Below are 22,969 nucleotides of genomic sequence, written 5' to 3' on the forward strand. Positions count from 1 at the left end.
GTGGAACGTGAGCAGTTGCCGGAAAACACCGGTACCCCAGGCCGGGGGAGTGGCCTGGGGTACCGGTGAGGAGCTGGGTCAGACGTCGTAGCGGTCGGCGTTCATGACCTTGTTCCACGCGGAGACGAAGTCCGCGACGAACTTCTCCGACGCGTCGTCACTCGCGTAGACCTCGGCGACGGCGCGCAGCTCGGAGTTCGAGCCGAACACCAGGTCGTTGCGGGTGGCGGTCCACCGGACGGCACCGGTGGCGCGGTCGCGGCCCTCGAAGTTCTCCTGGTCCTCGGTGACCGACTTCCACTCCGTCTCCATGTCGAGCAGGTTGACGAAGAAGTCGTTGGTCAGCGTCTCGGGCTTCTGCGTGAGCACGCCGGCCTGCGAGCCGCCGTAGTTCGCACCCAGCACCCGCAGACCACCGATGAGCACGGTCATCTCCGGCGCGGAGAGGCCGAGCAGGTTGGCCTTGTCGATCAGCAGGTACTCCGACGGCAGCGGGTTGGCCTTGGTGCCGTAGTTGCGGAAGCCGTCGACCTTGGGCTCCAGCACCGCGAACGACTCGACGTCGGTCTGCTCCTGCGTGGCGTCGGTGCGACCGGCGAGGAACGGCACCTCCGCGGAGTGGCCGGCGGCCTTGGCGGCCTGCTCGATCGCCGCGGCACCGCCGAGGACGATCACGTCGGCCAGCGAGACCTTCTTGCCGCCGGTCTGCGCGGCGTTGAACGCCTCCTGCACACCTTCCAGGACGCGCAGCACCTGGGCGAGCTCGGCCGGCTCGTTGACCTCCCAGTTGCGCTGCGGCTCCAGGCGGATGCGCGCACCGTTCGCGCCACCGCGCTTGTCGCTCTGGCGGAACGTCGACGCGGACGCCCACGCCGTCTTGACCAGCTGCGAGATCGAGAGACCGGTCTCGAGGATCTTGGCCTTGAGCTCGGCCACGTCCTCGGCGGAGATCAGCTCGTGGTCGCGGACCGGCAGGCGGTCCTGCCAGATCAGCTCCTCCTGCGGCACCTGCGGGCCGAGGTAGCGCTGGATCGGGCCCATGTCGCGGTGGGTCAGCTTGAACCACGCGCGGGCGAACGCGTCGGCGAACTCCTGCGGGTTCTCCAGGAAGCGGCGCGAGATCGGCTCGTAGATCGGGTCGAAGCGCAGCGACAGGTCGGTCGTGAGCATCATCGGCGTGCGGTTGAGCGTGCCGTCCTCGGGGTCGGGCACCGTGTTGGCGCCGGCGCCGTCCTTCGGCTTCCACTGGTGCGCGCCCGCCGGGGACTTGGTGAGCTCCCACTCGAAGCCGAACAGGTTCTGGAAGAACAGGTTGCTCCACTGGGTGGGCGTCTGGGTCCAGGTGACCTCGAGACCGGACGTGATCGTGTCGCGGCCCTTGCCGGTGCCGTGCGTGCTGATCCAGCCGAAGCCCTGCACGTCCATCGTGGCGCCCTCGGGCTCGGCGCCGACCAGCGACGGGTCACCGGCACCGTGCGCCTTGCCGAAGGTGTGGCCACCGGCGATGAGGGCGACGGTCTCCTCGTCGTTCATGCCCATGCGGCCGAACGTCTCGCGGATGTCGCGGGCGGCGGCCAGCGGGTCCGGGTTGCCGTTCGGGCCCTCGGGGTTGACGTAGATCAGACCCATCTGGACGGCCGCGAGCGGCGACTCCAGGTCGCGCTCACCGCTGTAGCGGGCGTCGCCGCCGAGCCACTCGGTCTCCGGGCCCCAGTACACGTCCTCGTCCGGCTCCCACACGTCCGCGCGGCCACCGGCGAAGCCGAAGGTCTTGAAGCCCATGGTCTCCAGCGCGCGGTTGCCCGCGAAGATCATGAGGTCGGCCCAGGAGACCTTCTTGCCCCACTTCTTCTTGACCGGCCACAGCAGACGGCGCGCCTTGTCCAGGTTGCCGTTGTCCGGCCAGCTGTTGAGCGGGGCGAAGCGCTGCATGCCCGCGCCGGCGCCACCGCGGCCGTCGTGCGTGCGGTAGGTGCCCGCGCTGTGCCACGCCATGCGGATCATGAACGGGCCGTAGTGCCCGAAGTCCGCCGGCCACCATTCCTTCGACTCGGTCAGGACGGCGTCGACGTCGCGCGCCAGCTCGTCCAGGTCGACGGTCAGGAACTCCTTGCCGTAGTCGAACTCACCGCCCATGGGGTTGGCCTGGACGGGGTGCTTGCGGAGGATCCGGAGGTTGAGCTGCTTGGGCCACCAGTCGCGGTTGCCGCCGCCCTCGGTGGGGTGGCTGAGTCGCCCGTGCGCGACCGGGCAGCCGCCAGCCTCCTCCACGTTCAGCTCGCTCACCTTGGCGTCAGTGCTGTCGGACACGGGAATCCTTCCGGGTGTTCAGGAACTTTTCGCGGCGGTCGTGCACTCGGGGCAGGTGCCCCAGTAGATGACCTCGGCCTCGTCGATGACGAACCCGTGGTCGTCGGATGCGTCCAGGCAGGGCGCGGCGCCGGTGGCACAGTCGACGTCGGCGATCGCTCCGCAGGATCTGCACACGACATGGTGGTGGTTGTCCCCGACGCGCGCCTCATAACGCGCAACGGAGCCCTGAGGTTCGATGCGGCGCAACAGGCCGGCTCCGGTCAGCGCGCGGAGCACGTCGTACACGGCCTGATGCGAGACCGCGCCGAGGTTCTGGCGCACGACACCGATGATCGAGTCGGTGTCGGCGTGCGGGTGTTCGTGCACCGCGGACAGCACAGCTATCCGCGGAGCGGTCACCCGAAGTGACGCTCCACGCAACATGCGCTCGAAGTCGAAGGCCGTGGGCACGGGACCCACCCTGCCGTCTTTTCTGGAGTGAGTCAAGTTAACGAACGATGCAATTCACTCGACCAGGTCATCGCCGCACGGCGGACATCGCATCGGCCAGCCGCCGGACACCCTCGGTGAGCACGTGCTCGGGCGCTCCGCCGTAGGTCAAACGGAGAAAGCCGCCAGGAGGTTCAGCGGCGAACCACGGCCGGCCGGGGAACACCACGACCTCGCGTGCCGCCGCGGCCGCGGTCAGCTCCAGGTCGTCCACGTCCTGCGGCAGCTCCGCCCACAGGTGCAGGCCGCCGGACGACCGTGCGACCTCGAGCTCCGGCAGGTGCTCTCGGACCGCGCGGGCCAGAGCGTCGCGCCGGACCCTCAAGGCCTGCTGGAGCGTGCGCAGGTGCCGGCGCCAGACCGGTGACGTCACGAAGTCGATCGCCGCCTCCTGCAGCGGACCCGCGACGTACAGGTCCTGTTTGGACCGCGTGTTCTTCAGCCGGGTGCCCGCCGGCCCGCGCGCCCCGATCACCGCGACCCGCAGTCCCGGCGCGGCCACCTTGGTCAGCGACCGGACGTAGACGACGTGCCCGTCGGCGTCCTGCGCGGCGAGCGTCGCCGGCGCGCTGCCGTCGATCGTGAAGCCGCGCGCCCAGTCGTCCTCGACCAGGAAGGCGCCCGCCCTGCGAACGACCCGCATGACCTCGGGCCGTCGTTCGCCGGACAGCACGGCGCCGTGCGGGTTCGCGTGCAGCGGCTGGCAGTAGAAGAGCTTCGCGCCGGTCCGTTCGAACGCCGCCCGCAACAGGTCCGGCCGCACCCCCTCGGAGTCCGCGGGCACCGGCACCACCTTGAGTCCGGCGTCACGCGCCGCCGCGATCGCGCCGAGGTAGGTCGGTGACTCGACGAGCACGACGTCGCCGCGGTCGCCGAGTCCGCGGAACACCGTCGCGAGCGCCTCCTGCGCGCCCGCGCACACCGTCATGTCCCCGGCCCGGAGCTCGCCGCCCGCCTCCTTCGCGAACCACGCGCGCAGCTCCTCCCTGCCCTCGACCGGCACACGACCCCACGAGGCGGGCCGGCGCGCCGCCCGGCTGAGCGCGGCGCCCAGCGCGTCCGTCGGCTGCAGGTCGGGGTCGAGGTACCCGCTGGACAGGGGGATGGCCTCGGCCTTCGGCACCGCGAGGAGGTTCGCCACCAGGTCCTCGCCCGGCCGTCCCTCGCCGAGCGCGACGGCCTGCCACGACAGGTCCTGGCTCGTGGTCGGAGTGCGCTGGGCGATGAAGCTGCCGCGCCCGGGCCGCACCTCGACCAGCCCTTCGGCCGCCACGCGCTGGATCGCCTGCTGCACCGTCGCGGGTGAGGCGCGGTGCTTCGTCATCAGGTCACGCACCGAGGGCATCCGGTCGCCCGCGCGCCCGGCCAGTGCGGTGGCTCTCAGGTCCTCGATAACGCGAACGGCTGCGTTATCCTCATTCATGAGAGCCAAGAGTAACGTTATCGTGCCAGCGGGGGTAACACTCGGCGCGCTCGGCGTGCTGGGTTTCAGCTTCTCCCTCCCGGCGACCCGCCTGGCGGTGGCCGGCCTCGACCCGTGGTTCGTCGCGTTCGGCCGCGCCCTGGTGGCCGCCGTCCTGGCGATCGGCTACCTCGCGTCGTCCCGCGCTCCGTTCCCGTCGGTGACGCAGCTCCGCCGCCTGGTCGTCGTCGCCGCGGGCATCGTGATCGGCTTCCCGCTCTTCACCTCGCTGGCCCTCACCACCCAGACCTCGGCCCACGGCGCCGTCGTGATCGCCGTCCTGCCGATGTCGACGGCGATCTGGGCGGTGGTCCGCGCCTCCGAACGCCCGCCCACCGCGTTCTGGCTCTCCAGCGGCGCGGGACTGCTGGCCGTGCTGGCGTTCGTGGCGACCGGCGGCGGTTTCTCGGGTTCCCTCAGCCTCGCCGACGCCTACCTGTTGATCGCGGTCGTGTTGTGCGGGTTGGGTTACGCGGAAGGCGGCGCACTCTCTCGCGAACTGGGCGGCGCACGCACGATCTGCTGGGCGCTGGTCGTCGCGCTGCCCGTGACGATCCCGGTTTCGCTGTACACAGCGGACTTCTCCCGCGCCACCCCGGTCGTCTGGGCCGGGTTCGCCTACGTGGCCCTGATTTCGATGTTCCTGGCCTTCTTCGCCTGGTACGCGGGTCTCGCCGCGGGCGGAGTGGCCAAGATCGGCCAGATCCAGCTGGCCCAACCGGTCCTGACCCTCATGTGGTCGGCACTGGTCCTCGGTGAACCGGTCGGCTGGCCGGCCCTCGCCACGGCCGCGGTCGTGGTCGTCTGCGTGGTCCTGACCCAGCGCAGCCGCGTCGCACCGGCCGCCGAACCCCAGCTCGTCCGCTGACGCCCGTCTGCCATCCTCGACCCGTGCCGATCGAAGTGGCGAGCAAGCGCCGCAAGGTGACCCGCCCGGACGCGCTGGTGGTCGACGTGACCTCCCGCGGCCCCGACCCGTGGGTGCGCTTCAGCCCGTTCTACCCGCACGGCCAGATCCCGGTCCCGATGTCGCCAGGCGCCACCAGCGAGTCCGTCGAGGGCGTCTGGCAGGCGCTGAAGGTCTTCGAAAGCTCCGATGTGGACCCGTCCAAGCTCTCGGTGCGGTCCATGAAGGGCCTGAAGCGCACGGTCCGCCGCTTCGGTCAGGTCCGCGGTCACCGCGCGGGCCTGACCGGCGACCGCCTGCTCGACTACCGCACGGCCCGGCACGAGATCTACCTGCCGACGTACCGCTGGGTCCTGGAAAACCGGTTGCAGGAGGAAGTGGCGCGGCTGCGCGAGCTGGCCGAGTCGGCGGACGTCGTCCTGCTCGACTACACGACCAACGGTGACGTCGACGATCTGCGGACTCCGCTGTCCCACGCGGCGCTGATCGTCGGCCACCTGAGTGCCGCCGCCTCTCGGCAGGGCTGAGCGAACCGGCCGGATTTATACTGCCTGCCTTCGGCTTTGGGGGTCGGCAGTGGCTGCATCGAACAAGGAACTCTTCAGGATCGTGGACGGGCTCGCCGAGGCGAAGCGCTCGTCCGGGCAGCAGTACGACACCTTCCGGGTGCGGGGCAAGGTGTTCGGCTACTACTGGCCGCGCACGCAGACCGTCGGGCTGAAGCAGACGTTGTCCGAGCAGCAGGCGTTGGTGGCCGAACGGCCGGACGTGTTCGAGGAGCAGTTCACGTCCGGCGGGTTCGGGTGGGTCGTGGTGTACCTGGAGGGCATCGAGGCCGACGAGCTCGCGGAGCTCGTGTTCGAGGCGTGGCGGTTGTCCGCGCCGGACGACCTCGTGGCGCAGGTACCCGACCTCGCGCGCTGACAAGGCGCGCCTCAGGTCGATGAAGGGCGCCTTCATCGACCTGAGGTGGAGGAAGGCGCCCTTCATCGAGCACCAGGCGTGAGGGGTCAGGGTTGGCGCAGGTGCAGGCGGGAGCCGTCGGCGAACGTCAGCCGCACGACCGGATGCGCCGGCAGGGTGCAGCCCGTGAAGACCGTTTCCAGGGATCGCACGGCGGTGCGCGGGATCTCCGCGAACGTCGTGAAGACGTTGGAAGGCTTGGCCTCGAACAGGTGGGTCGGGTACACCACGGCCACTCGCTGGTCGCTCACGGCCAGGCGCGCGTTGCCGCGGCTGAACGCGAAGTGGTCGGCGAACTGCATCGCGAGGCTCGACGTGGCGGGTGCCTCGACCCAGTAGCCGAGGGTCGGGTCGTCGAGCCAGTCCTGCGGTGACGGCGGTGCGGGGAGCGGCCAGCGCAGTTTGCCCAGCTCCAGTGGTGGCATCGGGCCGGTTGCCGTCCACGGCACGTGCAGGGAACCGGCGACGACGGCGCCCACGTAGCCGATGACCGGTGCCAGGCCGAGGACCAGGTTCTCGCCGCGGCGCAGCCAGTGCTTGGTCAGTTCCTTCCGCACGATTCCGGCGTCCTTCTCGGACACCGCCGGGGGTTCGAGCAGGAACTCGAAGCCCGAGCCGTCGACCAGCACCACCCGGTCCGGCCTGGCTTCTGCGATCTGCGCGCGTGGGATCTCCACGACCACCCGGTACTGCGGCACGTCGATCGGTTCTCCCTCGACGTTGTCGCCGAACTTCATGCGGTTGTCGGCGAGGATCTTGCCGATGTCCTTGCCGAACTCGATCGCCTTGCCCAGGAACGACTTCGGCTCCGGTTCCGGTTCCGGAGCGGCCGCTTGGACCCGAACGGCGATCACCAGCCGCTCGGACGTCAACGCCCACAACAGCCTTTCTTGCCTGCCGGGTTTGAACCGCGACATGGTGCGGACCGCGAGCGAGTCACCGGCCGGTCCGAAGATCAGATGATCAGCGTCGGGGGCCTTGTCGGAGGACTCGTCGCCACCACCGGTCAGCGCTAGTGTGAACTCAGCCACACCACTGCCCACGGCCGACATACCCTTGGCGAGCAACGACCGACTCGGTGCGCCGAGCCGGTCCAGGCCCTTGACGGCATAGTAGAAGGTCCGCCGGTACATCGCCCATTGCAAGGTCTCGCCGGCCTGGCAGACGTGCTGCCGGGCGACGCGGCCGGGGCCGAGTGGCGCTGAGAAGATCACTCGTACTCGAATCCTCGGTTCATGGCCTCAGCCCGTTCCTCGTCGGAGGACGGGTCCTGGCTCTTGTTGTAGCCGTACTTGATGCCCTGCTCCATCGCCAGGCCGGGCGCGTTCTCCATGACGCTGTCGAAGGCCGCGGTCGACACGCGCGAGGTGCCGCCCATACCCGCCATGCGCAGGCCCGACTCGACGAGGTTCGTCGTCAGTGCCTTCTCCCCCTCGCCGTTCACGCCGAAGCGCTCGGCGAAGCGGTTGCCCGTCTTCGACGCCATCGTCGCCGCCTCTGCCCCGCTCTTGATCTCGGTTTCGGCCTTGGTGACGATCTTGGCCAGCGGGTGGCTGTCGACCTTGCGCATCAGCCACTTCTCTGCCTTGTTGCCGTTGCGCAGGTCCTCGGCCTTCTCGACGAGCTTCTTCAACGGACCCTTGCGCAGCTTCTGCAGCATCTCCTCGAGCCTCTTGATCAAGGGCATGAGCTTGCCGAGCAGCTGCTTGACCTTCAGGCCCAGACGCGCCATCGTGCCGGTGACCTCGGCGGTGGTGGCGGCGCCCGCGGCGCCCACCGAGGCGCCGGCCGTGATCCACGAGGCGGCCAGCGCGGCCAGCCACTCGATGATCAGGCCCATCACGAGTTCCTGCAGGATGTCGATGCAGGTCTCGACGAACGCGTCGAAGAGGTCCGCGGCGAGGTCCAGCATCTGCTGCAGGCCGCGGATCTCGTTGGCGAACGCTTCGGTGCCCTCGCCGAACTCGTTCATCTGCTGGCGGAACTTGTCGCCCGCCTGGCCGGTCCACGGCTGCGACGTCGCGGCGGCCCGGTTCTTCTCGTGCTGGCCGGAGGACTGCACCCAGTCCGCGACCTTGCCCCATCCGGTCGCCGTGCTGCGCATCTGCTCCGGGTCGCCGATCGCGGGTTCGAGCACGAACTCGACGATCGGGCTGATCACGATGCCGATCAGGAAGCCGAGGCCGTTGTCGATGAACGACTTGCCTGGGCTCATCACGAGCTGCAGCTGCTCCATGCGCGCGTTGACCGCCGCGATCGCGACGTCCGGCGGGCTGCTCGCCCGCGCGATGTCGCCGCTCGAGCTGACCCACGAGCTGCCGTAACCGGCGTTCTGTTCGAGGTAGCTCTTGCGGCCGGCGTCACCCGCGCTGTTGAGGTCGGCCAGCGTGCCGGGGCCGTCGCCGGAGCCCAGCTTCTGCAGGCCCTGGTGGATCGCGTCCTCGACGTCGCGGTAGGTCTGCGCGGTCTGCTCGGTGCGCTCGGCCACGCCCTCCAGGAAGGTCTTGGCCTTGTTGGCCATGTCCTGGCATTCCTGCAGGCCCTCGAAGTACTTGAACGCGAGCAGCTCGCCGAGCGGGCCGAAGCAGTCGTCGCTCACCCGTGCCTGTTCGAGCAGGGTCGCCAACTGTCCGAAGTGGCCCGCGGCCTCCTTCGAACCGGAGCTGTGCGCGAGCAGCGCACCGCCCTGCACCTGGAATCCCGTCATTCCCCCATCACCTCAGGATCGAGTTGCCACCGAAGTCGTCGTCGTCTGAGACTGGCGCGGGCCTCGGACGGTTCCCCGGTGCGGACCTCGACATGTGCTGAGGAGGCGGCGGGGGTGGCGCGTACTGCTGCTGGGGCGGCGGCGCGTACTGCTGCTGTTGCTGGGGCGGCGCGTCCGGCAGCATCACGCCGGCGTGGGCGTTGAACGCCTCCTTGAAGCGGTCGGCCTGGTCGCCCAGCACCGGCACCACGGTCTCCTGCAGCATCTGCGCGGCCTGCTGCGTCGCGGCCCTGATGGTGGCGAGGATCTCCTGCTGCAGCTGCGTGTGGCTGTACTTCATCGCGTTGGGACTGAGCTGCAGGCCCAGCACCGCACCCGACGGCGCGACGGTGACCGTCACCGAGCCGTCGCCGCTGCGGGCCTGCCCGCGCAGCTCGGCGATCTTGTCCTTGAGCTGACCCGCCCTGGCGGCCTGCTCGGAGAACGAGCGGATCTTCTCCTCGAGTTGTGCCCTCCGGTCCGGCACGGCGACCCCTTCCCCAGTGTCGAACAAGTCGCCATCACGCTAGCAACTTGACCTCCAGCGCGATGTAGGTTGCACCCTCTCCGGTGTGAACGTGGTGATCACCGGTGGTGGCAGGGGTTTCAGGCGCACGATCGCGCGCGGGTTCGCGCGACAGGGCGCGACGGTCGTGGTCACGGCACGTGATCTCGCTGCCGCGCAACGCACCTCCGCGACGCTGCCCGGCGCGCACGCGCTGTCGTGCGACCTGACGGACGCCGCGTCGATCCGGCGTTGTGCCGGGCAGGTGGGGGAGTTGCTCGGGCACGTCGACGTGCTGGTCAACAACGGGGCGGCGTTTCTCGCCGAGTCGCAGGCGGACGACGACGCGATCGTGCGGACGATCTTGTCCGGCACCGCGGGAACGGTGCTGGCGACCGAGAGCTTCCTGCCGTTGTTGCGCCGTTCCGAGCGTGCCGATGTCGTGACGATCGTGTCGCTGGAAGCCGAGTCGCGCAGTGATCCGGCGCACATCGCGCACGCGGCGTTCCACGCGGCCAAGGCGGGCCAGGGCCGGTATGCGGAGATCATGTCGCAACGGCTGCGGCCGGAGGGCATCCGGATGATCTCGTTGTACCCGCCGGACTTCGACAACGACGACAACGCACCCCGTGACGGCGTGCTGACCGCGCAGTCCGTGGCCGACTGCGTGCTGTTCGCCGTGAACCAGCCACGTGACTGCTTCATCCGCTCGTTCCACTTCGAACCGATGGCGTGACGGTCACCGGAACAGGATGCGGCTGATCTCCGTGTCGGTCTGGCGGCCGGCGTCGTAACCGCCCTGGCCCCTGAGGTTGTTCATGATCGCGACCGTGTACCGCGCGTCCTGGCCGACGAACCCGACGGAGTTCATCACCCAGCCGCCGTCCTCTTCGGACCAGCCGTTCTTGTTGCCGGAGTCCGGTCCCCAGACGCCCCACTGCTGTTCTGGTCCGACCTGGCGCATCTGCCCGACGATGTAGGCGCGGTCGTCCGCAGGCACCCGGTCGAGCACGTAGTTGATCAGCCGGTCGAGGTCGTTCGCCGTGCACTTCTGGAAGCCCCAGTAGGGGAAGGCGGCCGAGTAACCCCGTTGCGGCACCAGATCGGTCATGCCGTACTTCGGGAACGCCGCGTTGAACGTCGTGCCGCTGTAGCGCTTCCACAACGCGTCGGCCGCGTCGTCGTCGGAGCTGTGCAGCATCGCGGTCATCAACCGGCGGTCGTCGCTGGTCAGCGTGATCGCGCCGGACCGGTTGCGCTCCAGGAGGTTCACCACCATCGCGAGCTTGATCGTGGAGGCCGTCCACGTCATGTCGCCCGCGTGGTCGTTGCGCCACGTCGCCCCGGTCTTGCGGTCGCGCAGCACGATGCCGACGGTACCGGGCCTGGTCTGGGCGTAGGCCTGCGCGTCCTTGATGCGCTTCTGGAACGCGCACTCGAAGCCGCTGTCGGGCAGTGCGCAGACCTCGGGCGTGGTGACGGCCGCGGCCGGTTTGGGCGACGGCGGCTGTGACGGCGAGGACGACGGCTGTGAGCTCGTGGCGGCGGGTGGTTCCGCCGTCACGGCGTTGCTGCACGCCGTGAGGGCAAGCGCGCACGCAACAAGGACCGGACGGAGCATGTGCCGCACGCTAATGGGTCCGATCGGCGGTAGTCGACCGCCATACGGACGCGGCGGTCAAGTCCGGCCGAAAGTCAAAGATGTTTGACACCGTGTCCAATTCTTTTTACCTTGCCCGTGTCAGGTTTCTGTGACATCGGGAGCGGCGCCGTGGCGGTCGAGGAGAAGCGGGCATGGGCCTTGGCCGTGTCCGCCGTGGTCGGTTGTGTCGTGTACGTGCTGCTCGTCCTGAACCGGATGGATGGACGGCCGTTGGCGGAGACGCCGTACGTCGGCGCGTTGCTATGGACGACCGCGCTCGGGATCGTCGCCGGCATCGTGTCGGGCGTCTGGTTCGGCATCGCCGCGCGCAACGACGGCCTGCGGGTCGACGAACGGGACCGCGAGATCGGCCGGTTCGGCGACCACGTCGGTCAGTCGTTCGTCGTGATCGGCGGCATCTCGGCGATGGTGCTGGCGATGTTCGAGGTGGCGCACTTCTGGATCGCCAACGTGCTCTACCTGTGCTTCGTGCTGTCCGCGCTCTTCGGCTCGATGGCGAAGATCGCGGCCTACCGGCGGGGACTGCGGTGAAGCCCACGAAGGTCACGAACTCCATCCGCGCGCTGCGGTTCGCGCACGGCGAGATGAAGCAGGCGGATCTCGCCAAGGCCATCGGCGTGACGCGGCAGACGTTGATCGCCATCGAGCAGGGGAAGTACTCGCCCTCGCTGGAGGTCGCGTTCAGGATCGCGCGCGTGTTCGGGGTGTCGCTCGAAGAGGTTTTCCAGTACCCGGAGGAGGAAGACGCGTGAAGGCTGTGGTGCAACGAAGATACGGCTCGGCGGATCCGTTCGTGTCGCAGAAGCTGGTGCCGCTGATGTCCGCCGAACGCGGCGAGGTCTACGACGAGCTGCGCGTGATGATCGAGGCGGGCACGGTCAAGCCGGCGCTGGACCGGACTTTTCCGTTGTCCGAAGCCCTGAACGCGATCGAGCACGTCTACTCGCGACGGTCGGCCGGCGAGGTGGTCGTCACGATCTGACCGCCGATCACCACGGTCGTGACGTTGTGCAGCGCCGTGATGTCCCGCATGGGATCTCCTTGCACGGCAATGATGTCCGCGTCCCACCCGGGCTTCAGCACGCCCTTGCTGACGCTCAGCGCCCTCGCCGCCTGGCTCGTGGCGGCGGCCAGCGCGGCCGCGTTCGGCACGCCGCCCTTGACGAGGTCGGCGACGGAGACCCCGATGATGCCGTGCGGCTTGCCGGCACTGATCCCGCCGTCGGTACCGGCCACGGTTTTCACGCCGCGGTCGTACATCCTGCCCGCCGTGTCCACCTTGCGGGCGTAGCTCATCCCCACCTTCGCCCACAGTTCCCGCAACTGGGGCGGTGGCTCCACCACGGTTCCCAGCGTGTGGCAGACGAAGATGTCCGCCTCCGCGATCGCGTCCATCAGCTCGGCCGGGACGTGGATGCCCTTGTCCGTCAGGCACGTGCAGTGCTCGATTCCGTCCACACCCGCGGCCACGGCGCGTTGCACCGCGTCGAGGCTGTGGGCGTGGGCCGTCACCGGCAGGCCGTGGTGGTGGGCTTCTTCCACCACCACACGCAGTTCTTGTTCGGTGAACTGACATCCGTTCACCGCGGTGCCCGTGGTCGTGAAGCCACCGCTGGCCATGATCTTGACGACGTCGACTCCGCGCTCTGCCCGCTCGCGCACGGCACGGCGCAGTTCGTCCTCACCGGCGGCTTCCCCGCCCATCGACCAGCAGTGGCCTTTCGCGCTGGTGATGGGCGGCCCGGAGGCGAGAACGCACTGCCGGTGCCGGTCGCGCTGCTCGACGACCGACCACTCGTGGTCGCCCAGGTCCCTGACCGCGGTCACCCCGGCCCGCAGCTGCCGGTCGAGGCTCTCCCCGATCACCGCGTCGCGTTCCCGCGCGGTGTAGGCCGGAAGCCGGTCGAGCGCGCCGAGCGCGCCATCACCACCGAGGTGCACGTGGGTGTCGATCAGTCCGGGTAGGACGGTGGCGGTGCCGAGATCGACGACCTCGGCACCGGGAACGTCCGGATGGCCGCGCTCGACCGCCTTGATGACGCCGTTCTCGGTCAGGACCGTGACCGGTCCGGCGAGCGAGTGCTCACCGTCGAAGGCACGCCCGGCCCGCAGCGCCAGCATCGGCACATTTTGAGCGCCGGACTCGGAGAAATCAACGCTCAGCGGGCGTGCGGCAGCGTGAACGAGTCGACCTGCGGCAGGTCGTGCCCGAGCCGGTCGCGCTTCGCCGTCAGGTACGCGATGTTGTGCGGGTTCGGCGCCATCAACGACGGCACGCGCGCGGTCACCGGGATGCCGTTGCTCTCCAGCGCCGCGATCTTGTCCGGGTTGTTGGACATCAGGCGCACCGACTGCACGCGGAGGTGGCGCAGCACACGTGCGGCGGGGGAGTAGTCGCGCACGTCGACGGGCAACCCGAGCGACGTGGCGGAGTCCAGCGTGTCCAGACCGGCGTCCTGCAGCACGTGCGTGCGCACCTTCGCCACCAAACCGATGCCGCGGCCCTCGTGACCGCGCAGGTAGATGAGGATTCCGCTGCCCTCGCGCACGATGGTGTTCAGGGCGGCGTCCAGCTGTTCGCCGCACTCACACCGCATCGCACCGAAGATGTCACCGGTCATGCACTCGGAGTGGATGCGCACCAGCACGTTCTCGCGCAGCTTGGTCTTGCCGTAGACGAGCGCCATGTGCTCGTGGCCGTCCGCGCGGAACGCGACTGCGCGGAAAGTGCCACGGCGGGTCACCAGGTCGGACTCCGCCACGTCCTCGTCGTTGAAGGCCTGTTCGAACATCTCGGTCCCCTCGTCCACCCGGCGCCTCCCGAGCGTGCAGCTACGCTCGGGTGCGAGGTCGCACCGTAACCCGACCGCACAGCGGAGGTCACCCTGTTCAGCATCACCGTCCGCGATCACGTGATGATCGCCCACAGTTTCCGCGGCGAGGTCTTCGGTCCGGCACAACGTCTGCATGGAGCAACGTTCCTGGTGGACGCGACGTTCAAACGTGTTGAGCTCGATTCGGACAACATCGTTGTCGACATCGGACTCGCGACGAGTGAGCTGAGCAAGGTCCTGGCCGTGTTCAACTACCGCAACCTGGACGAAGAACCGCAGTTCGCGGGCATCAACACGTCCACGGAGTGGCTCGCGAAGCACATCGCGGACCAGCTCGCGGACAAGATCGCCGAGGGTGCGCTGGGTGAGGGCGCTCACGGCATCGATGCGATCGCCGTCACACTCCACGAGTCCCATGTGGCGTGGGCGAGCTACGAACGTGCACTTCGTACTGCCGGCTGACGTCGGCGACCCGGCCAGTCCCAGCGGCGGCAACGTCTACGACCTGCGGGTCGGGGCGGGGCTGAACCTCCTCGCCGTCGCCGGTGACTGGCCGCGTCCGAGCGACACCACGGCGTTGTCGCAAACGCTTGCGAGCATCCCGGACGGCGACGTCGTGCTGATCGACGGCCTGGTCGGCTGCGGTCTGCCCGAGGTGGTCGTGCCGCACGCGCGGCGGCTGAAGCTCGCCGTGCTCGTGCATCTGCCGCTGGCCGACGAGACCGGCCTCGATCCCACCACCGCCGCGCTGCTCGACGAGAAGGAACGGCAGGTCCTGCGGGCCGCGAGCGCGGTCGTCGCGACCAGCCCGACGGCCGCGCGCGACCTCAGGGCCAGGCACGGACTGGACACCGTGCACGTGGTCGTGCCCGGCACCGATCCGGCACCGGTGGCACGCGGCACGGACGGCGTCAGCCAACTCCTCTGCGTTGCCTCGATCACACCCCGCAAAGGTCACGACCTGCTGGTCAGGGCCTTGCAGAGGGTCGACTACGAGTGGCGGCTCGTCTGCGCCGGACCGATCCGGCCGTTCGTCGGACAGCTGCCGGAAGACGATCGCGTCAGCTTTCCCGGACCGCTCACCGGCGAGGCTCTGACCAGCGCATACGACGCGGCTGACCTGTTCGTGCTGGCGTCGCGCAACGAGACGTACGGCATGGTCGTCACCGAGGCGCTGGCGCGCGGTCTGCCGGTCATCGCGAGCGCCGTTCCCGACGCGCTCGGAGACGGCGGCCTGCTGGTTCCGCCGGGTGATCAAAATGCGTTGGAAGCTGCACTGACGCGCTGGTTTCAAGATCAGGAATTCCGTGCGGAACTGCGGGCGCGGGCGCTCGCGCGACGGGCCAATCTGTCCACATGGGACAGATCCACAGAGGACCTGCGGAGGGTGCTGGCTAGTCTGCGGCCATGACCTTCGCGCCGGAATGGCTGGCACTGCGGGAGAAAGCGGACGCCGACGCACGCTCGACGGAACTCGTCGGCGTGGTCCGCGCAACTCTGGTGAACCGAAACCCGCTGACGATCCGTGACCTGGGGTGTGGCACGGGATCGATGGGACGATGGCTCGCCGGGAGGCTCGGCGGTGTGCAGCACTGGGTGCTGCACGACCGCGACCCCCGGCTGCTCGGGCTGGCGGAGGCCGGCATGAGCGCCGTCGAGAACGTCACCGCCGAGACGCGTGAGGGCGACCTCACCGAGCTCACCGCCGCCGACCTCGCGGGCGCTGACCTGGTCACGTGCTCCGCGCTGCTGGACTTGCTCACTGCTGACGAGATGAACGCTCTCGCGGTTGCATGCGTAGAAGCACATGTGCCCGCACTGTTCACGCTCTCGGTGGCAGGCCGGATCGAGTTCGACCCGGCCGAGCCGCTCGACGCCGCCTACCAGGACGCGTTCAACGCTCACCAGCGCCGCGTCGTGGACGGGCGCAAGCTGCTCGGACCGGACGCTCCGGCCGCTGCTGAACAGGCATTCGTGGCAGCGGGCGCTTCGGTTCGGACGGCTTCGAGCCCGTGGCGCCTGAACGCCGACGCCCTGCAGCGCGAGTGGCTGAAGGGCTGGGTCGGTGCGGCCGTCGAGCAGGAACCCGCACTCGCCGCTGAGGCTGACGACTACCTGCGCCGCAGGTCGGAGGCTTCCGCAGTGGTCCACCACGTCGACCTGCTAGCGATACCGAGGGCTGTGTGATGAAGCGACTTTGGCCGTGGCTCCGCTTGCTGCTGGCGGTGGCGATCCTGGTGGCCATGGGCGTGCGCCTGGGCACCGGGGCGTTCCTGGACGGACTGCGCGCGATCGACGCGTTCTCCGTCGTCGCCGCGCTGGCGATCGGGTTCGTGACGACGCTGCTCAGCGCCGGCCGCTGGGTGCTCATCGCGCGCCGCCTCGGCCTGTCGCTGTCCCTGCGCACCGCGGTCAGCGACTACTACCGCGCGTTGCTCGTCAACGCCGTGCTGCCCGCGGGCGTGCTCGGTGACGTGCACCGCGCGGTCAACCACGGGCGTGAGTCGGGCGACGTCGGACGTGGTGTGCGCGCTGTGTTCTTCGAACGCTTCGCCGGGCAGGTGGTGCTCATCGGGATCGGGCTCGCGGTGCTGCTCGTGCACCCGTCGCCAGGCTTCGACCTCACGCTGAACGGCACCACCGTCGCGGTCATCCTCACCTGCCTCGTCGTGCTCGTCGTGGCCGGCTGGCGGGTCAGGGTGGTGCGCCAGCTACTCGTGAAGACGCTCGCGGACGGCATTCGGTTGCTTTCGCTGAAGACGTGGCCCGCGGTGCTCGGCCTGTCGGTCGCCACGGTCGCCGGCTACGTGGCGATGTTCGTCGTCGCCGCCCGCGCCGCCGGGTCGGACGCCACGATCACGCAGCTCGCGCCGGTCGTGGTGCTGGCCCTGCTGATCATGGCGATCCCGGTCAACATCGGCGGGTTCGGGCCGCGCGAGGCCTTCCTCGCGGTGGCGTTCGGTGCCGCCGGGCTGGGCGCCCAGCACGGCTTCACCACGGGCATCGTCTACGGCGTGCTGGCGCTGATCGCGGCTTTGCCGGGCGCGATCGTGCTGGTCACGTCACGCCGTGCCAAGACCGAACAGGTCGAGGTAGTGGCGGAACGCGTCGACCAGGCCCGCGAGCAGGAGCTCGCCCTTGCGCGCTGACGCGAGCGAGGGCCGCCCGATGACGCCGGACTCCGTGTACGGCGCCAGACCGAGGGTGAGCATGTGCCGCCGGTCCTCCGCCAGGTGGTCGGAAGTCTCGTAACCGGGCCTGATCAGATCGGGGTGAGCGTGCAGCAGGATCGAGGTCTCCAGCTCACCCGCGTGCATGTCGCTGTACGCCGAGGTCACGATGCCGGCCTTCTCCCGCGCCGACGCCCAGTCGTCGCGTCCGGGGAAGAGCGCCAGACCTTCACCCTCCTGCACGATGTTCTGCAGCACGTAGTTGCCGCCGTGCCCGTTCACCAGCACGACGTTCGTGACACCGTTGCGCCGCAAAGAGTCCGTGATGTCCTCGACGACTGAGATCAACGTGCGCGCGGAGATGCTGACGGTGCCCGGCCAGTCGGCGTGCTCCTGCGAGCACGAGAACTGGATCGGCGGCAGCAACCGGACCCCGTGCGCCTTCGAGATCTCCGAGGCGATGGTCCACGCGATGACGGAGTCCGTGGCCAGCGGCAGGTGCGGACCGTGCTGCTCGGTGCTGCCGACCGGGAGCACCGCCACGCGCTGGTCGCGGACGTCGACCGTGGTGTCACTCGGAAACATGGTGCTCAGGGTAGTTAATGTGGCGGTAGTCAATCCGGTGGCACAACGCCGGAACCGTCCCGTCGGCGAGCTTCGGCAGCACGTCCGGCAGCTCCTCGAACGGGCTGTGTCCCGTGATCAGCGCGTCGAAGCGGTCGTCGGCGAGCAGGTCGAGCGCGAGCGCCATGCGCTCGGCGTAGGTGCGGTCCGGGCGGCCGACCGCGCCGACCTGGCTGCTGCGGATCGTGAGCCGGCGCGAGTGGAAGAACTCGCCGAGCGGCACCGCGATCTTGCGGTCCCCGTACCAGCTCAGCTCGACCACGCGGCCCTCCGGCGCGAGCAGGCCGAGCGCGGTGGTGAGGCCGGGCTCGGTCGCGCTGGCGTGGAAGACGAGGTCGCAGCCGTCGAGAGCGTTGTCCGGCAAGGCGAATCCGACACCCAAGGCCCGAGCAGTCGACTCACGGGCGGGATCGGCGTCCACGAGCTGGACGCGCGCGCCGGGGAACGTGGCGAGGACCGCCGCGATGCTCGACCCGACCATGCCGCCACCGACCACCGCGATCCGGTCGCCGATCAACGGACGCGCGTCCCACACGGCGTTCACGGCCGTCTCGACGGTGCCCGCGAGCACGGCTCGTTCGGCGGGGACGTCGTCCGGGACGACCGTGACCGCGGATTCCGGGACCACGTAACGAGTCTGATGTGGATAGAGGCAGAACACCGTGCGCCCGCGCAGTCGTTCGGGGCCATGTTCGACGACGCCGACGTTGAGGTACCCGTACTTCACCGGCCACGGGAAGTCGCCGTCCTGGAAGGGGGCCCTCATCGCCGCGTACTGGTTCTCCGGCACGCCACCGCGGAAGACGAGCGTTTCCGTGCCGCGGCTGACGCCGGAGAACAGCGTGCGCACCTCGACCTCACCCGGACCCGGTTCGGCCAGCGCGACCGGCCGAACTTCCCCTTTTCCGGATTCATTGAGCCAAAAGGCACTCGCCGTACGTGTCACTCACAACACCTCCGCCGCACGAAGTCCACCAGGAGCACCTGATGACCACACTTCAGCACACGAGGACGCCCGCCTCTGCTCCCGGCACGCGGGGGCCCCGCGTTTCCTCGTGGGTAACGCGGGGGCCCCGCGTTTCCTTGGAGCCCGCCGTCTGGGCTGCTGGCCAGGTGGTCCTGCTGGGCGTGGTCGCCGCCACGGCCGGCCTCGGTCCGCTCGGCTGGGCCGCCGGTCTGGCCTACGGGTTCGCCACCTGGGCGTTCCTCGGCTACGGCATGCAACGTCATCGCACGGCCTCGCTCGGCCCCGCTGACCGGGTCACGCTCGCCCGCGGCCTGATGGTCGGCGCCGTGACCGCTCTGGTGGCCGATCGTGCTGGTCAGGACGTGCCGGTCGCCCTGGTCGTGACGCTGGCGGCAGTCGCGTTGTCGCTCGACTGGGTGGACGGGCAGGTCGCTCGCCGCACCGGCACGTCGTCGGCGTTGGGCGCGCGGTTCGACATGGAGGTCGACGCGTTCCTGATCCTGGTGCTGAGCGCGTACGTGGCCGTGCAGATGGGGCCGTGGGTGCTCGCGATCGGCCTCATGCGGTACGTGTTCGTCGCCGCGTCGTGGCGCTTCCGGTGGATGAACGCGCCGCTGCCGGCCAGCTACGCGCGCAAGACCGTGGCCGCGGTGCAGGGCGTCTTCCTCGTCGTGGCGGCCTCGGGCCTGCTGCCGTTCGCCGCCGTGCTCGTCGGTCTCGCGCTGGCGTCGCTGGTGTGGTCGTTCGGCCGCGACGTGCTCTGGCTGTGGCGTCACGCCAGTGTTGCGGTGGGACGATCCCATCATGTCTGAGCAGACCTCAACCGCGGCGAAGATCGGCAACGTCGTCGTCTGGATCCTGCAGATCCTTCTGGCCGTCACGTTCGTGCAGAGCGGCTACGCGCTGTTCACCGACCAGTTCGTCGCCAAGTTCGACGACATCGGCTTCGGCCAGTGGTTCCGCTACCTCACCGGCGTCCTGGAGATCGCCGCCGCGATCGGCCTGGTGATCCCGCGGATCTGCGGCATCGCCGCACTCGCTCTCGTCGGGATCATGGGTGGCGCGACGCTCACCGAGCTCTTCCTGGTGACCAACGGCGGCTTCAAGGCAGCCGTGCTGCCGATCATCTTCGCGCTGTGGGCGCTGATGATCGCCGTCTACCGCCGCGAGCAGATCCTCGGCCTGCTCAAGCTGGTGCGGAAGTGACTTTCGGGAAGTAGCGGAGAACCGCGACGTCCCCGACTTTCGTGACGTCCTCCAGGTGGAATCGGCGGGCCGGTCCGCCGGGGAATTCGGCGGGATTCACGAAACGCGGGGCCGTCGCCTGTCCGATCAGCATCGGCGCGACCGCGACCCTGATCTCGTCCGCGAGTCCCGCGCTCAGGAACGCCGTGTGAATGCTCGTGCCGCCTTCGACCATGAGCTTTCGCACGCCGCGCGCGCCCAGATCGTCCAGGATTTCTCCGAAATTGCTGAAGATTTTCGTCTCGGCCAGGTGGCCGACGGTGGTCCGCGCGCTCTTGGTGTAGACCAGCCGGGCGCCGCCGCAGTGCCAAAACCGCAGCTCAGGATCTAGTTCGCCGCTCCTGGTCACGACGACCCGCAGTGGGAACTCCGGTTTGCCGTCCGCTATTCTCCGCGCACGCCGCTCGTCGCTGTAGACGAGCAGCCGCGCGTTGTCGCGGCGCAACGTCTCGGCTCCGGCCAGAATCGCGTCCGACTCCGCGCGCATCCGGTCGACGTGATCGAAGTCCTCGGCGTTGGAAAGCGGAAACCTCTCGGTCCCGCGATCGTCGATGTGGCCGTCGAGGCTGACGGCGACGCTCAGCAGAACGTGCGGGCGGGTCACGGGCTCGATGGTAGTGCAGTTGAACCGCACACGGGTCGCCGTGCGTTTCTCTCATAGGTCAGGAAAGGGGATTCTCGGTGAGGATGTTGCTGCGTCGGACGGCCACGCTCCTGGCGGCGCTGTTCGTGGTGTTCGTGCTCATCGCACCGAGCGACCTGGACAAGTTCACCTTCGAGGCGTTCCTGCGGGTGCCGCTGGAGGCACTCGTCGGCGTGCTGGTCCTGGTGCTCGTGCCGGACCGGTTCCGCAAGCCGCTCGCCCTCGCCGGCGGTGTCGCGCTGGGGCTGTTCACGGTCGTCAAGATCATGGACATCGGTTTCGACATGGTGCTGTACCGGCCGTTCGACCTGGTCCTGGACTGGCCGTTGCTGGTGCCCGCCGTCGACTTCGTGGACGTGACGTTCGGCCGCGCCGCCTCGGTGCTGGCCGTGCTGGCCGCCGTGGCGCTGGTCGCCGGGATCGTGGCGCTGGCCTCGATCTCCGTGCTGCGCCTCAGTTCCGTGGCGGCGGGGCGGCGCCCGGCGGCGATCCGCGCGGTGGCGCTGGCCGTCGTGGGGTGCGTTTCCCTTGCGGTGCCGGGAGTTCCGGTCTACTCGGACGCGGCGGCGACGTCGGTCGTCGACCACGCGCGGCGCGTTCAGGCGGGGTTGCACGACCAGGAGGCGTTCGCCGCGGAGGCCTCGGTCGACGCGTTCCGCGGACAGCCGGGACTGCTGTCCGCGTTGCAGGGCAAGGACGTCGTCATCACGTTCGTGGAGAGCTACGGCAAGACGGCGCTCGATCTGCCCGAGGTCTCCGCGAAGCTCGCCCAGGGCAACGACCGGCTGAAGGCGGCGGGGTACACGGCCAAGTCGGCGTTCCTGACCTCACCGACCGCGGGCGGCGGCAGCTGGATGGCGCAGGCGACGCTGCTGTCCGGGCTGTGGATCGACAACCAGCAGCGCTACCGCAACCTCGTGGCTTCCGACCGGCTGACGCTGCCGCGGGCGTTCCGCGAGGCGTCGTGGCGTTCGGTGGGTGTCGTCCCGGGCATCACGCAGGCGTGGCCGGAAGGCGATTTCTTCCACTACAACAAGGTCTACGCGGCGCAGGACCTCGGCTACACCGGACCGCGGTTCGGTTACGCGACGACACCCGACCAGTTCACCTTGGAGTCCTTCCAGCGCAACGAGCGCGCCAAGGCCCAGGGCCCGCTGATGGCGGCGATCCCGATGGTGTCCTCACACGCGCCGTGGTCGCCGACCCCGGACTCCGTGGCCTGGGACAAGCTCGGCGACGGCTCGATCTACCGCACGATGCCGTCCTCGAACGACCCGCCGGAGTCGATCTTCGGCCGCGACCCGGCCGCCGTGCGCGCCGACTACGGCCACTCGATCTCGTACTCGCTGGAGTCGGTGGTCTCGTACCTGGAGCGCTACGGCGACGAGAACCTGGTGTTCGTGTTCCTCGGCGACCACCAGCCGGCGCAGATGGTGACCGGGGAGGGAGCGTCGCGGGACGTGCCGATCACCGTCGTCGCCAAGGACCCCGCCGTGCTGGCGAAGGTCGGGGCCTGGAAGTGGGACGACGGCATCAGGCCGGGAGGGACGGCCCCGGTGTCGAAGATGAGCGACTTCCGGGACCAGTTCCTCTCGACCTTCAGCGCACCGCGGCCCTGAGCGGACCGGCGTGCCGACAACCGGTGCGCGTCGCCCGCTCGTTGAGGTGGATGAAGGGCTCCTTCATCCACCTCAGGTGGAACAAGGCGCCCTTCATCGACAACGGAGGCCGCGCGCTTCAGCCCATCGTCTTCTGGCCGTCGATCGTCTCGCGGATGATGTCCGCATGGCCCGCGTGCTGCGAGGTCTCGGCGATGATGTGCGCGAACACCCGCCGCGCCGACCACGTCTTGCCCTCGGGGAACCACGGCGCGGACGGCAGCGGGTGTGAGAGGTCGAGGTCGACGGTCTCGACGAGCTTGTCGGTGTGGGCCGCGACCTCGTGGTACCTGGCGATGATGCTCTCCAGCGTCTCGCCGGGCGCCATGCGGAAGTTGGCCTCGTGGTTGTCGTAGTCGGTCGACTCGGGGTCGTGCGCCATGGCCTCGGTGCCCTGCTCGATGAACTTGACCCAGTTCGCCTCGACCGCCGCGACGTGCTTGATCAGCCCGCCGATGCACAACGCGCTGACGGTCGGGCTCGACGCTGCCTGCTCGTCGGTCAGACCCTGTGCGGTGAACGTCAGGAACCAGCGGTGCTGCCGCATGGTCTCCAGGAGGTCCGCGCGCTCGCCGGTGAGGGTCTCGGTGCTGGTCATTGGTCTTGTCCTTCGCTCGTTTGTCCCGACATGAAGGACTGTATGACCGCTTGAGGTCAGCTTGTGTCCTAGACGAGCGGCTGCTCCGGTGAAATTCGAGCGCCGCTTGAGCGATCAGGGCTTGACCTGGGTGTCACTGTGGGTGACTCAGCCGAAAGTGGAGCTTCGGTCTGGTCCGAGTC

The 22,969-nt window shown here is 69.2% G+C and carries 27 protein-coding genes; 14 read left to right on the forward strand and 13 right to left on the reverse strand.

Features of this window, described 5'->3' with window-relative positions; genetic code table 11:
• Positions 1 to 78 precede the first annotated feature (78 nt).
• The 3 genes from katG to ABZV40_RS08095 all read right to left on the reverse strand — a co-directional run bounded on the left by katG (position 79) and on the right by ABZV40_RS08095 (position 4,225).
• Entirely contained in the window at positions 79 to 2,310 is a 2,232-nt protein-coding gene (katG, locus tag ABZV40_RS08085) for a catalase/peroxidase HPI (RefSeq protein WP_355437390.1), read from the reverse strand.
• Positions 2,311 to 2,328: 18 nt separating this feature from the next.
• Positions 2,329 to 2,763 carry a Fur family transcriptional regulator gene (locus tag ABZV40_RS08090; RefSeq protein WP_355437392.1) on the reverse strand — a complete coding sequence of 145 codons (435 nt, stop codon included), beginning with the start codon at positions 2,761 to 2,763 and terminating at the stop codon, positions 2,329 to 2,331.
• A gap of 67 nt (positions 2,764 to 2,830) precedes the next feature.
• Positions 2,831 to 4,225 carry a PLP-dependent aminotransferase family protein gene (locus ABZV40_RS08095; protein WP_355437394.1) on the reverse strand — a complete coding sequence of 465 codons (1,395 nt, stop codon included), beginning with the start codon at positions 4,223 to 4,225 and terminating at the stop codon, positions 2,831 to 2,833.
• A 22-nt stretch (positions 4,226 to 4,247) separates the two neighbouring features.
• Here ABZV40_RS08095 and ABZV40_RS08100 point away from each other — a divergent pair, with 22 nt between their 5' ends.
• The 3 genes from ABZV40_RS08100 to ABZV40_RS08110 are packed head-to-tail and all read left to right on the forward strand — an operon-like array spanning position 4,248 to position 6,095.
• The gene (locus ABZV40_RS08100) at positions 4,248 to 5,132 is read left to right on the forward strand and encodes a DMT family transporter (protein WP_355437396.1); all 885 of its coding nucleotides are present in this window, start codon (positions 4,248 to 4,250) and stop codon (positions 5,130 to 5,132) included.
• A 23-nt stretch (positions 5,133 to 5,155) separates the two neighbouring features.
• Positions 5,156 to 5,698 (forward strand): hypothetical protein, encoded by a 543-nt coding sequence (locus ABZV40_RS08105; RefSeq protein WP_355437398.1) that lies wholly within the window; start codon positions 5,156 to 5,158, stop codon positions 5,696 to 5,698.
• Positions 5,699 to 5,747: 49 nt separating this feature from the next.
• Positions 5,748 to 6,095: an MmcQ/YjbR family DNA-binding protein gene (locus ABZV40_RS08110; RefSeq protein WP_355437400.1), complete on the forward strand. Its 348-nt coding sequence runs from the start codon at positions 5,748 to 5,750 to the stop codon at positions 6,093 to 6,095.
• A gap of 86 nt (positions 6,096 to 6,181) precedes the next feature.
• Here ABZV40_RS08110 and ABZV40_RS08115 read toward each other — a convergent pair whose 3' ends face one another.
• Genes ABZV40_RS08115 through ABZV40_RS08125 form a run of 3 tightly spaced genes read right to left on the reverse strand, consistent with a single transcriptional unit; the run spans position 6,182 to position 9,367 of the window.
• Positions 6,182 to 7,348 carry a hypothetical protein gene (locus ABZV40_RS08115; RefSeq protein WP_355437402.1) on the reverse strand — a complete coding sequence of 389 codons (1,167 nt, stop codon included), beginning with the start codon at positions 7,346 to 7,348 and terminating at the stop codon, positions 6,182 to 6,184.
• Positions 7,345 to 8,841 carry a WXG100 family type VII secretion target gene (locus ABZV40_RS08120; RefSeq protein WP_355437404.1) on the reverse strand — a complete coding sequence of 499 codons (1,497 nt, stop codon included), beginning with the start codon at positions 8,839 to 8,841 and terminating at the stop codon, positions 7,345 to 7,347. Before ABZV40_RS08120 ends, ABZV40_RS08115 begins: the two co-directional genes overlap by 4 nt.
• 7 nt (positions 8,842 to 8,848) lie before the next feature.
• Positions 8,849 to 9,367 carry a YbaB/EbfC family nucleoid-associated protein gene (locus ABZV40_RS08125; protein ID WP_355437406.1) on the reverse strand — a complete coding sequence of 173 codons (519 nt, stop codon included), beginning with the start codon at positions 9,365 to 9,367 and terminating at the stop codon, positions 8,849 to 8,851.
• An 85-nt stretch (positions 9,368 to 9,452) separates the two neighbouring features.
• On the opposite strand from ABZV40_RS08125, the gene ABZV40_RS08130 reads away from it, so the two are divergent.
• Positions 9,453 to 10,121 carry an SDR family oxidoreductase gene (locus tag ABZV40_RS08130; RefSeq protein ID WP_355437408.1) on the forward strand — a complete coding sequence of 223 codons (669 nt, stop codon included), beginning with the start codon at positions 9,453 to 9,455 and terminating at the stop codon, positions 10,119 to 10,121.
• Positions 10,122 to 10,124: 3 nt separating this feature from the next.
• Here the strand turns inward: ABZV40_RS08130 and ABZV40_RS08135 are convergent, their stop codons facing one another.
• Positions 10,125 to 11,006, reverse strand: coding sequence for a tat pathway signal sequence (locus ABZV40_RS08135; RefSeq protein WP_355437410.1), 882 nt, complete (start codon positions 11,004 to 11,006; stop codon positions 10,125 to 10,127).
• Positions 11,007 to 11,156: 150 nt separating this feature from the next.
• Here ABZV40_RS08135 and ABZV40_RS08140 point away from each other — a divergent pair, with 150 nt between their 5' ends.
• The 3 genes from ABZV40_RS08140 to ABZV40_RS08150 are packed head-to-tail and all read left to right on the forward strand — an operon-like array spanning position 11,157 to position 12,030.
• Positions 11,157 to 11,579, forward strand: a complete 423-nt coding sequence (locus ABZV40_RS08140) for a hypothetical protein (protein ID WP_355437412.1) — start codon at positions 11,157 to 11,159, stop codon at positions 11,577 to 11,579.
• A gap of 53 nt (positions 11,580 to 11,632) precedes the next feature.
• Positions 11,633 to 11,800 carry a helix-turn-helix transcriptional regulator gene (locus ABZV40_RS08145; RefSeq protein ID WP_355437535.1) on the forward strand — a complete coding sequence of 56 codons (168 nt, stop codon included), beginning with the start codon at positions 11,633 to 11,635 and terminating at the stop codon, positions 11,798 to 11,800.
• Positions 11,797 to 12,030, forward strand: coding sequence for a zinc-binding dehydrogenase (locus ABZV40_RS08150; RefSeq protein WP_355437414.1), 234 nt, complete (start codon positions 11,797 to 11,799; stop codon positions 12,028 to 12,030). Before ABZV40_RS08145 ends, ABZV40_RS08150 begins: the two co-directional genes overlap by 4 nt.
• On the opposite strand, the gene ABZV40_RS08155 is transcribed toward ABZV40_RS08150, so the two are convergent.
• Both ABZV40_RS08155 and ribA read right to left on the reverse strand, forming a co-directional pair.
• Positions 11,988 to 13,169 (reverse strand): amidohydrolase family protein, encoded by a 1,182-nt coding sequence (locus tag ABZV40_RS08155; protein ID WP_355437416.1) that lies wholly within the window; start codon positions 13,167 to 13,169, stop codon positions 11,988 to 11,990. The two genes, ABZV40_RS08150 and ABZV40_RS08155, sit on opposite strands and share 43 nt — an antisense overlap.
• Positions 13,170 to 13,207: 38 nt before the next feature.
• Complete coding sequence (gene ribA / locus ABZV40_RS08160; protein ID WP_355437418.1) at positions 13,208 to 13,858, reverse strand: GTP cyclohydrolase II; 651 nt, start codon at positions 13,856 to 13,858, stop codon at positions 13,208 to 13,210.
• Positions 13,859 to 13,933: 75 nt separating this feature from the next.
• Here ribA and ABZV40_RS08165 point away from each other — a divergent pair, with 75 nt between their 5' ends.
• Genes ABZV40_RS08165 through ABZV40_RS08180 form a run of 4 tightly spaced genes read left to right on the forward strand, consistent with a single transcriptional unit; the run spans position 13,934 to position 17,031 of the window.
• Positions 13,934 to 14,344: a 6-carboxytetrahydropterin synthase gene (locus tag ABZV40_RS08165; RefSeq protein WP_355437537.1), complete on the forward strand. Its 411-nt coding sequence runs from the start codon at positions 13,934 to 13,936 to the stop codon at positions 14,342 to 14,344.
• Positions 14,322 to 15,293, forward strand: a complete 972-nt coding sequence (locus tag ABZV40_RS08170; RefSeq protein WP_355437420.1) for a glycosyltransferase family 4 protein — start codon at positions 14,322 to 14,324, stop codon at positions 15,291 to 15,293. Before ABZV40_RS08165 ends, ABZV40_RS08170 begins: the two co-directional genes overlap by 23 nt.
• Positions 15,290 to 16,069, forward strand: a complete 780-nt coding sequence (locus ABZV40_RS08175; protein WP_355437422.1) for a class I SAM-dependent methyltransferase — start codon at positions 15,290 to 15,292, stop codon at positions 16,067 to 16,069. The genes ABZV40_RS08170 and ABZV40_RS08175 overlap by 4 nt, the downstream gene beginning before the upstream one ends.
• Positions 16,069 to 17,031: a lysylphosphatidylglycerol synthase transmembrane domain-containing protein gene (locus tag ABZV40_RS08180; RefSeq protein WP_355437424.1), complete on the forward strand. Its 963-nt coding sequence runs from the start codon at positions 16,069 to 16,071 to the stop codon at positions 17,029 to 17,031. The genes ABZV40_RS08175 and ABZV40_RS08180 overlap by 1 nt, the downstream gene beginning before the upstream one ends.
• Here the strand turns inward: ABZV40_RS08180 and ABZV40_RS08185 are convergent.
• Together ABZV40_RS08185 and ABZV40_RS08190 are read right to left on the reverse strand one after the other, a co-directional pair.
• The gene (locus tag ABZV40_RS08185) at positions 16,945 to 17,637 is read right to left on the reverse strand and encodes a creatininase family protein (protein WP_355437426.1); all 693 of its coding nucleotides are present in this window, start codon (positions 17,635 to 17,637) and stop codon (positions 16,945 to 16,947) included. The genes ABZV40_RS08180 and ABZV40_RS08185 overlap by 87 nt on opposite strands.
• On the reverse strand, positions 17,624 to 18,622 hold the full coding sequence (locus ABZV40_RS08190; protein ID WP_355437428.1) for a zinc-binding alcohol dehydrogenase: 999 nt from the start codon (positions 18,620 to 18,622) through the stop codon (positions 17,624 to 17,626). The genes ABZV40_RS08185 and ABZV40_RS08190 overlap by 14 nt, the downstream gene beginning before the upstream one ends.
• 167 nt (positions 18,623 to 18,789) lie before the next feature.
• Here ABZV40_RS08190 and ABZV40_RS08195 point away from each other — a divergent pair, with 167 nt between their 5' ends.
• The gene (locus tag ABZV40_RS08195) at positions 18,790 to 19,455 is read left to right on the forward strand and encodes a CDP-alcohol phosphatidyltransferase family protein (RefSeq protein WP_355437430.1); all 666 of its coding nucleotides are present in this window, start codon (positions 18,790 to 18,792) and stop codon (positions 19,453 to 19,455) included.
• The gene (locus ABZV40_RS08200) at positions 19,448 to 19,849 is read left to right on the forward strand and encodes a DoxX family protein (RefSeq protein WP_355437432.1); all 402 of its coding nucleotides are present in this window, start codon (positions 19,448 to 19,450) and stop codon (positions 19,847 to 19,849) included. The genes ABZV40_RS08195 and ABZV40_RS08200 overlap by 8 nt, the downstream gene beginning before the upstream one ends.
• Here the strand turns inward: ABZV40_RS08200 and ABZV40_RS08205 are convergent.
• Positions 19,830 to 20,492 carry a dihydrofolate reductase family protein gene (locus ABZV40_RS08205; protein ID WP_355437434.1) on the reverse strand — a complete coding sequence of 221 codons (663 nt, stop codon included), beginning with the start codon at positions 20,490 to 20,492 and terminating at the stop codon, positions 19,830 to 19,832. The genes ABZV40_RS08200 and ABZV40_RS08205 overlap by 20 nt on opposite strands.
• Before the next feature lie 83 nt (positions 20,493 to 20,575).
• On the opposite strand from ABZV40_RS08205, the gene ABZV40_RS08210 reads away from it, so the two are divergent.
• Positions 20,576 to 22,150, forward strand: coding sequence for a sulfatase-like hydrolase/transferase (locus ABZV40_RS08210; protein ID WP_355437539.1), 1,575 nt, complete (start codon positions 20,576 to 20,578; stop codon positions 22,148 to 22,150).
• A 118-nt stretch (positions 22,151 to 22,268) separates the two neighbouring features.
• Here ABZV40_RS08210 and ABZV40_RS08215 read toward each other — a convergent pair whose 3' ends face one another.
• Positions 22,269 to 22,787, reverse strand: coding sequence for a DinB family protein (locus ABZV40_RS08215; RefSeq protein WP_355437436.1), 519 nt, complete (start codon positions 22,785 to 22,787; stop codon positions 22,269 to 22,271).
• Positions 22,788 to 22,969 lie beyond the last annotated feature (182 nt).

This window comes from Lentzea sp. NPDC004782 (assembly GCF_040609115.1).
Lineage (GTDB): Bacteria > Actinomycetota > Actinomycetes > Mycobacteriales > Pseudonocardiaceae > Lentzea.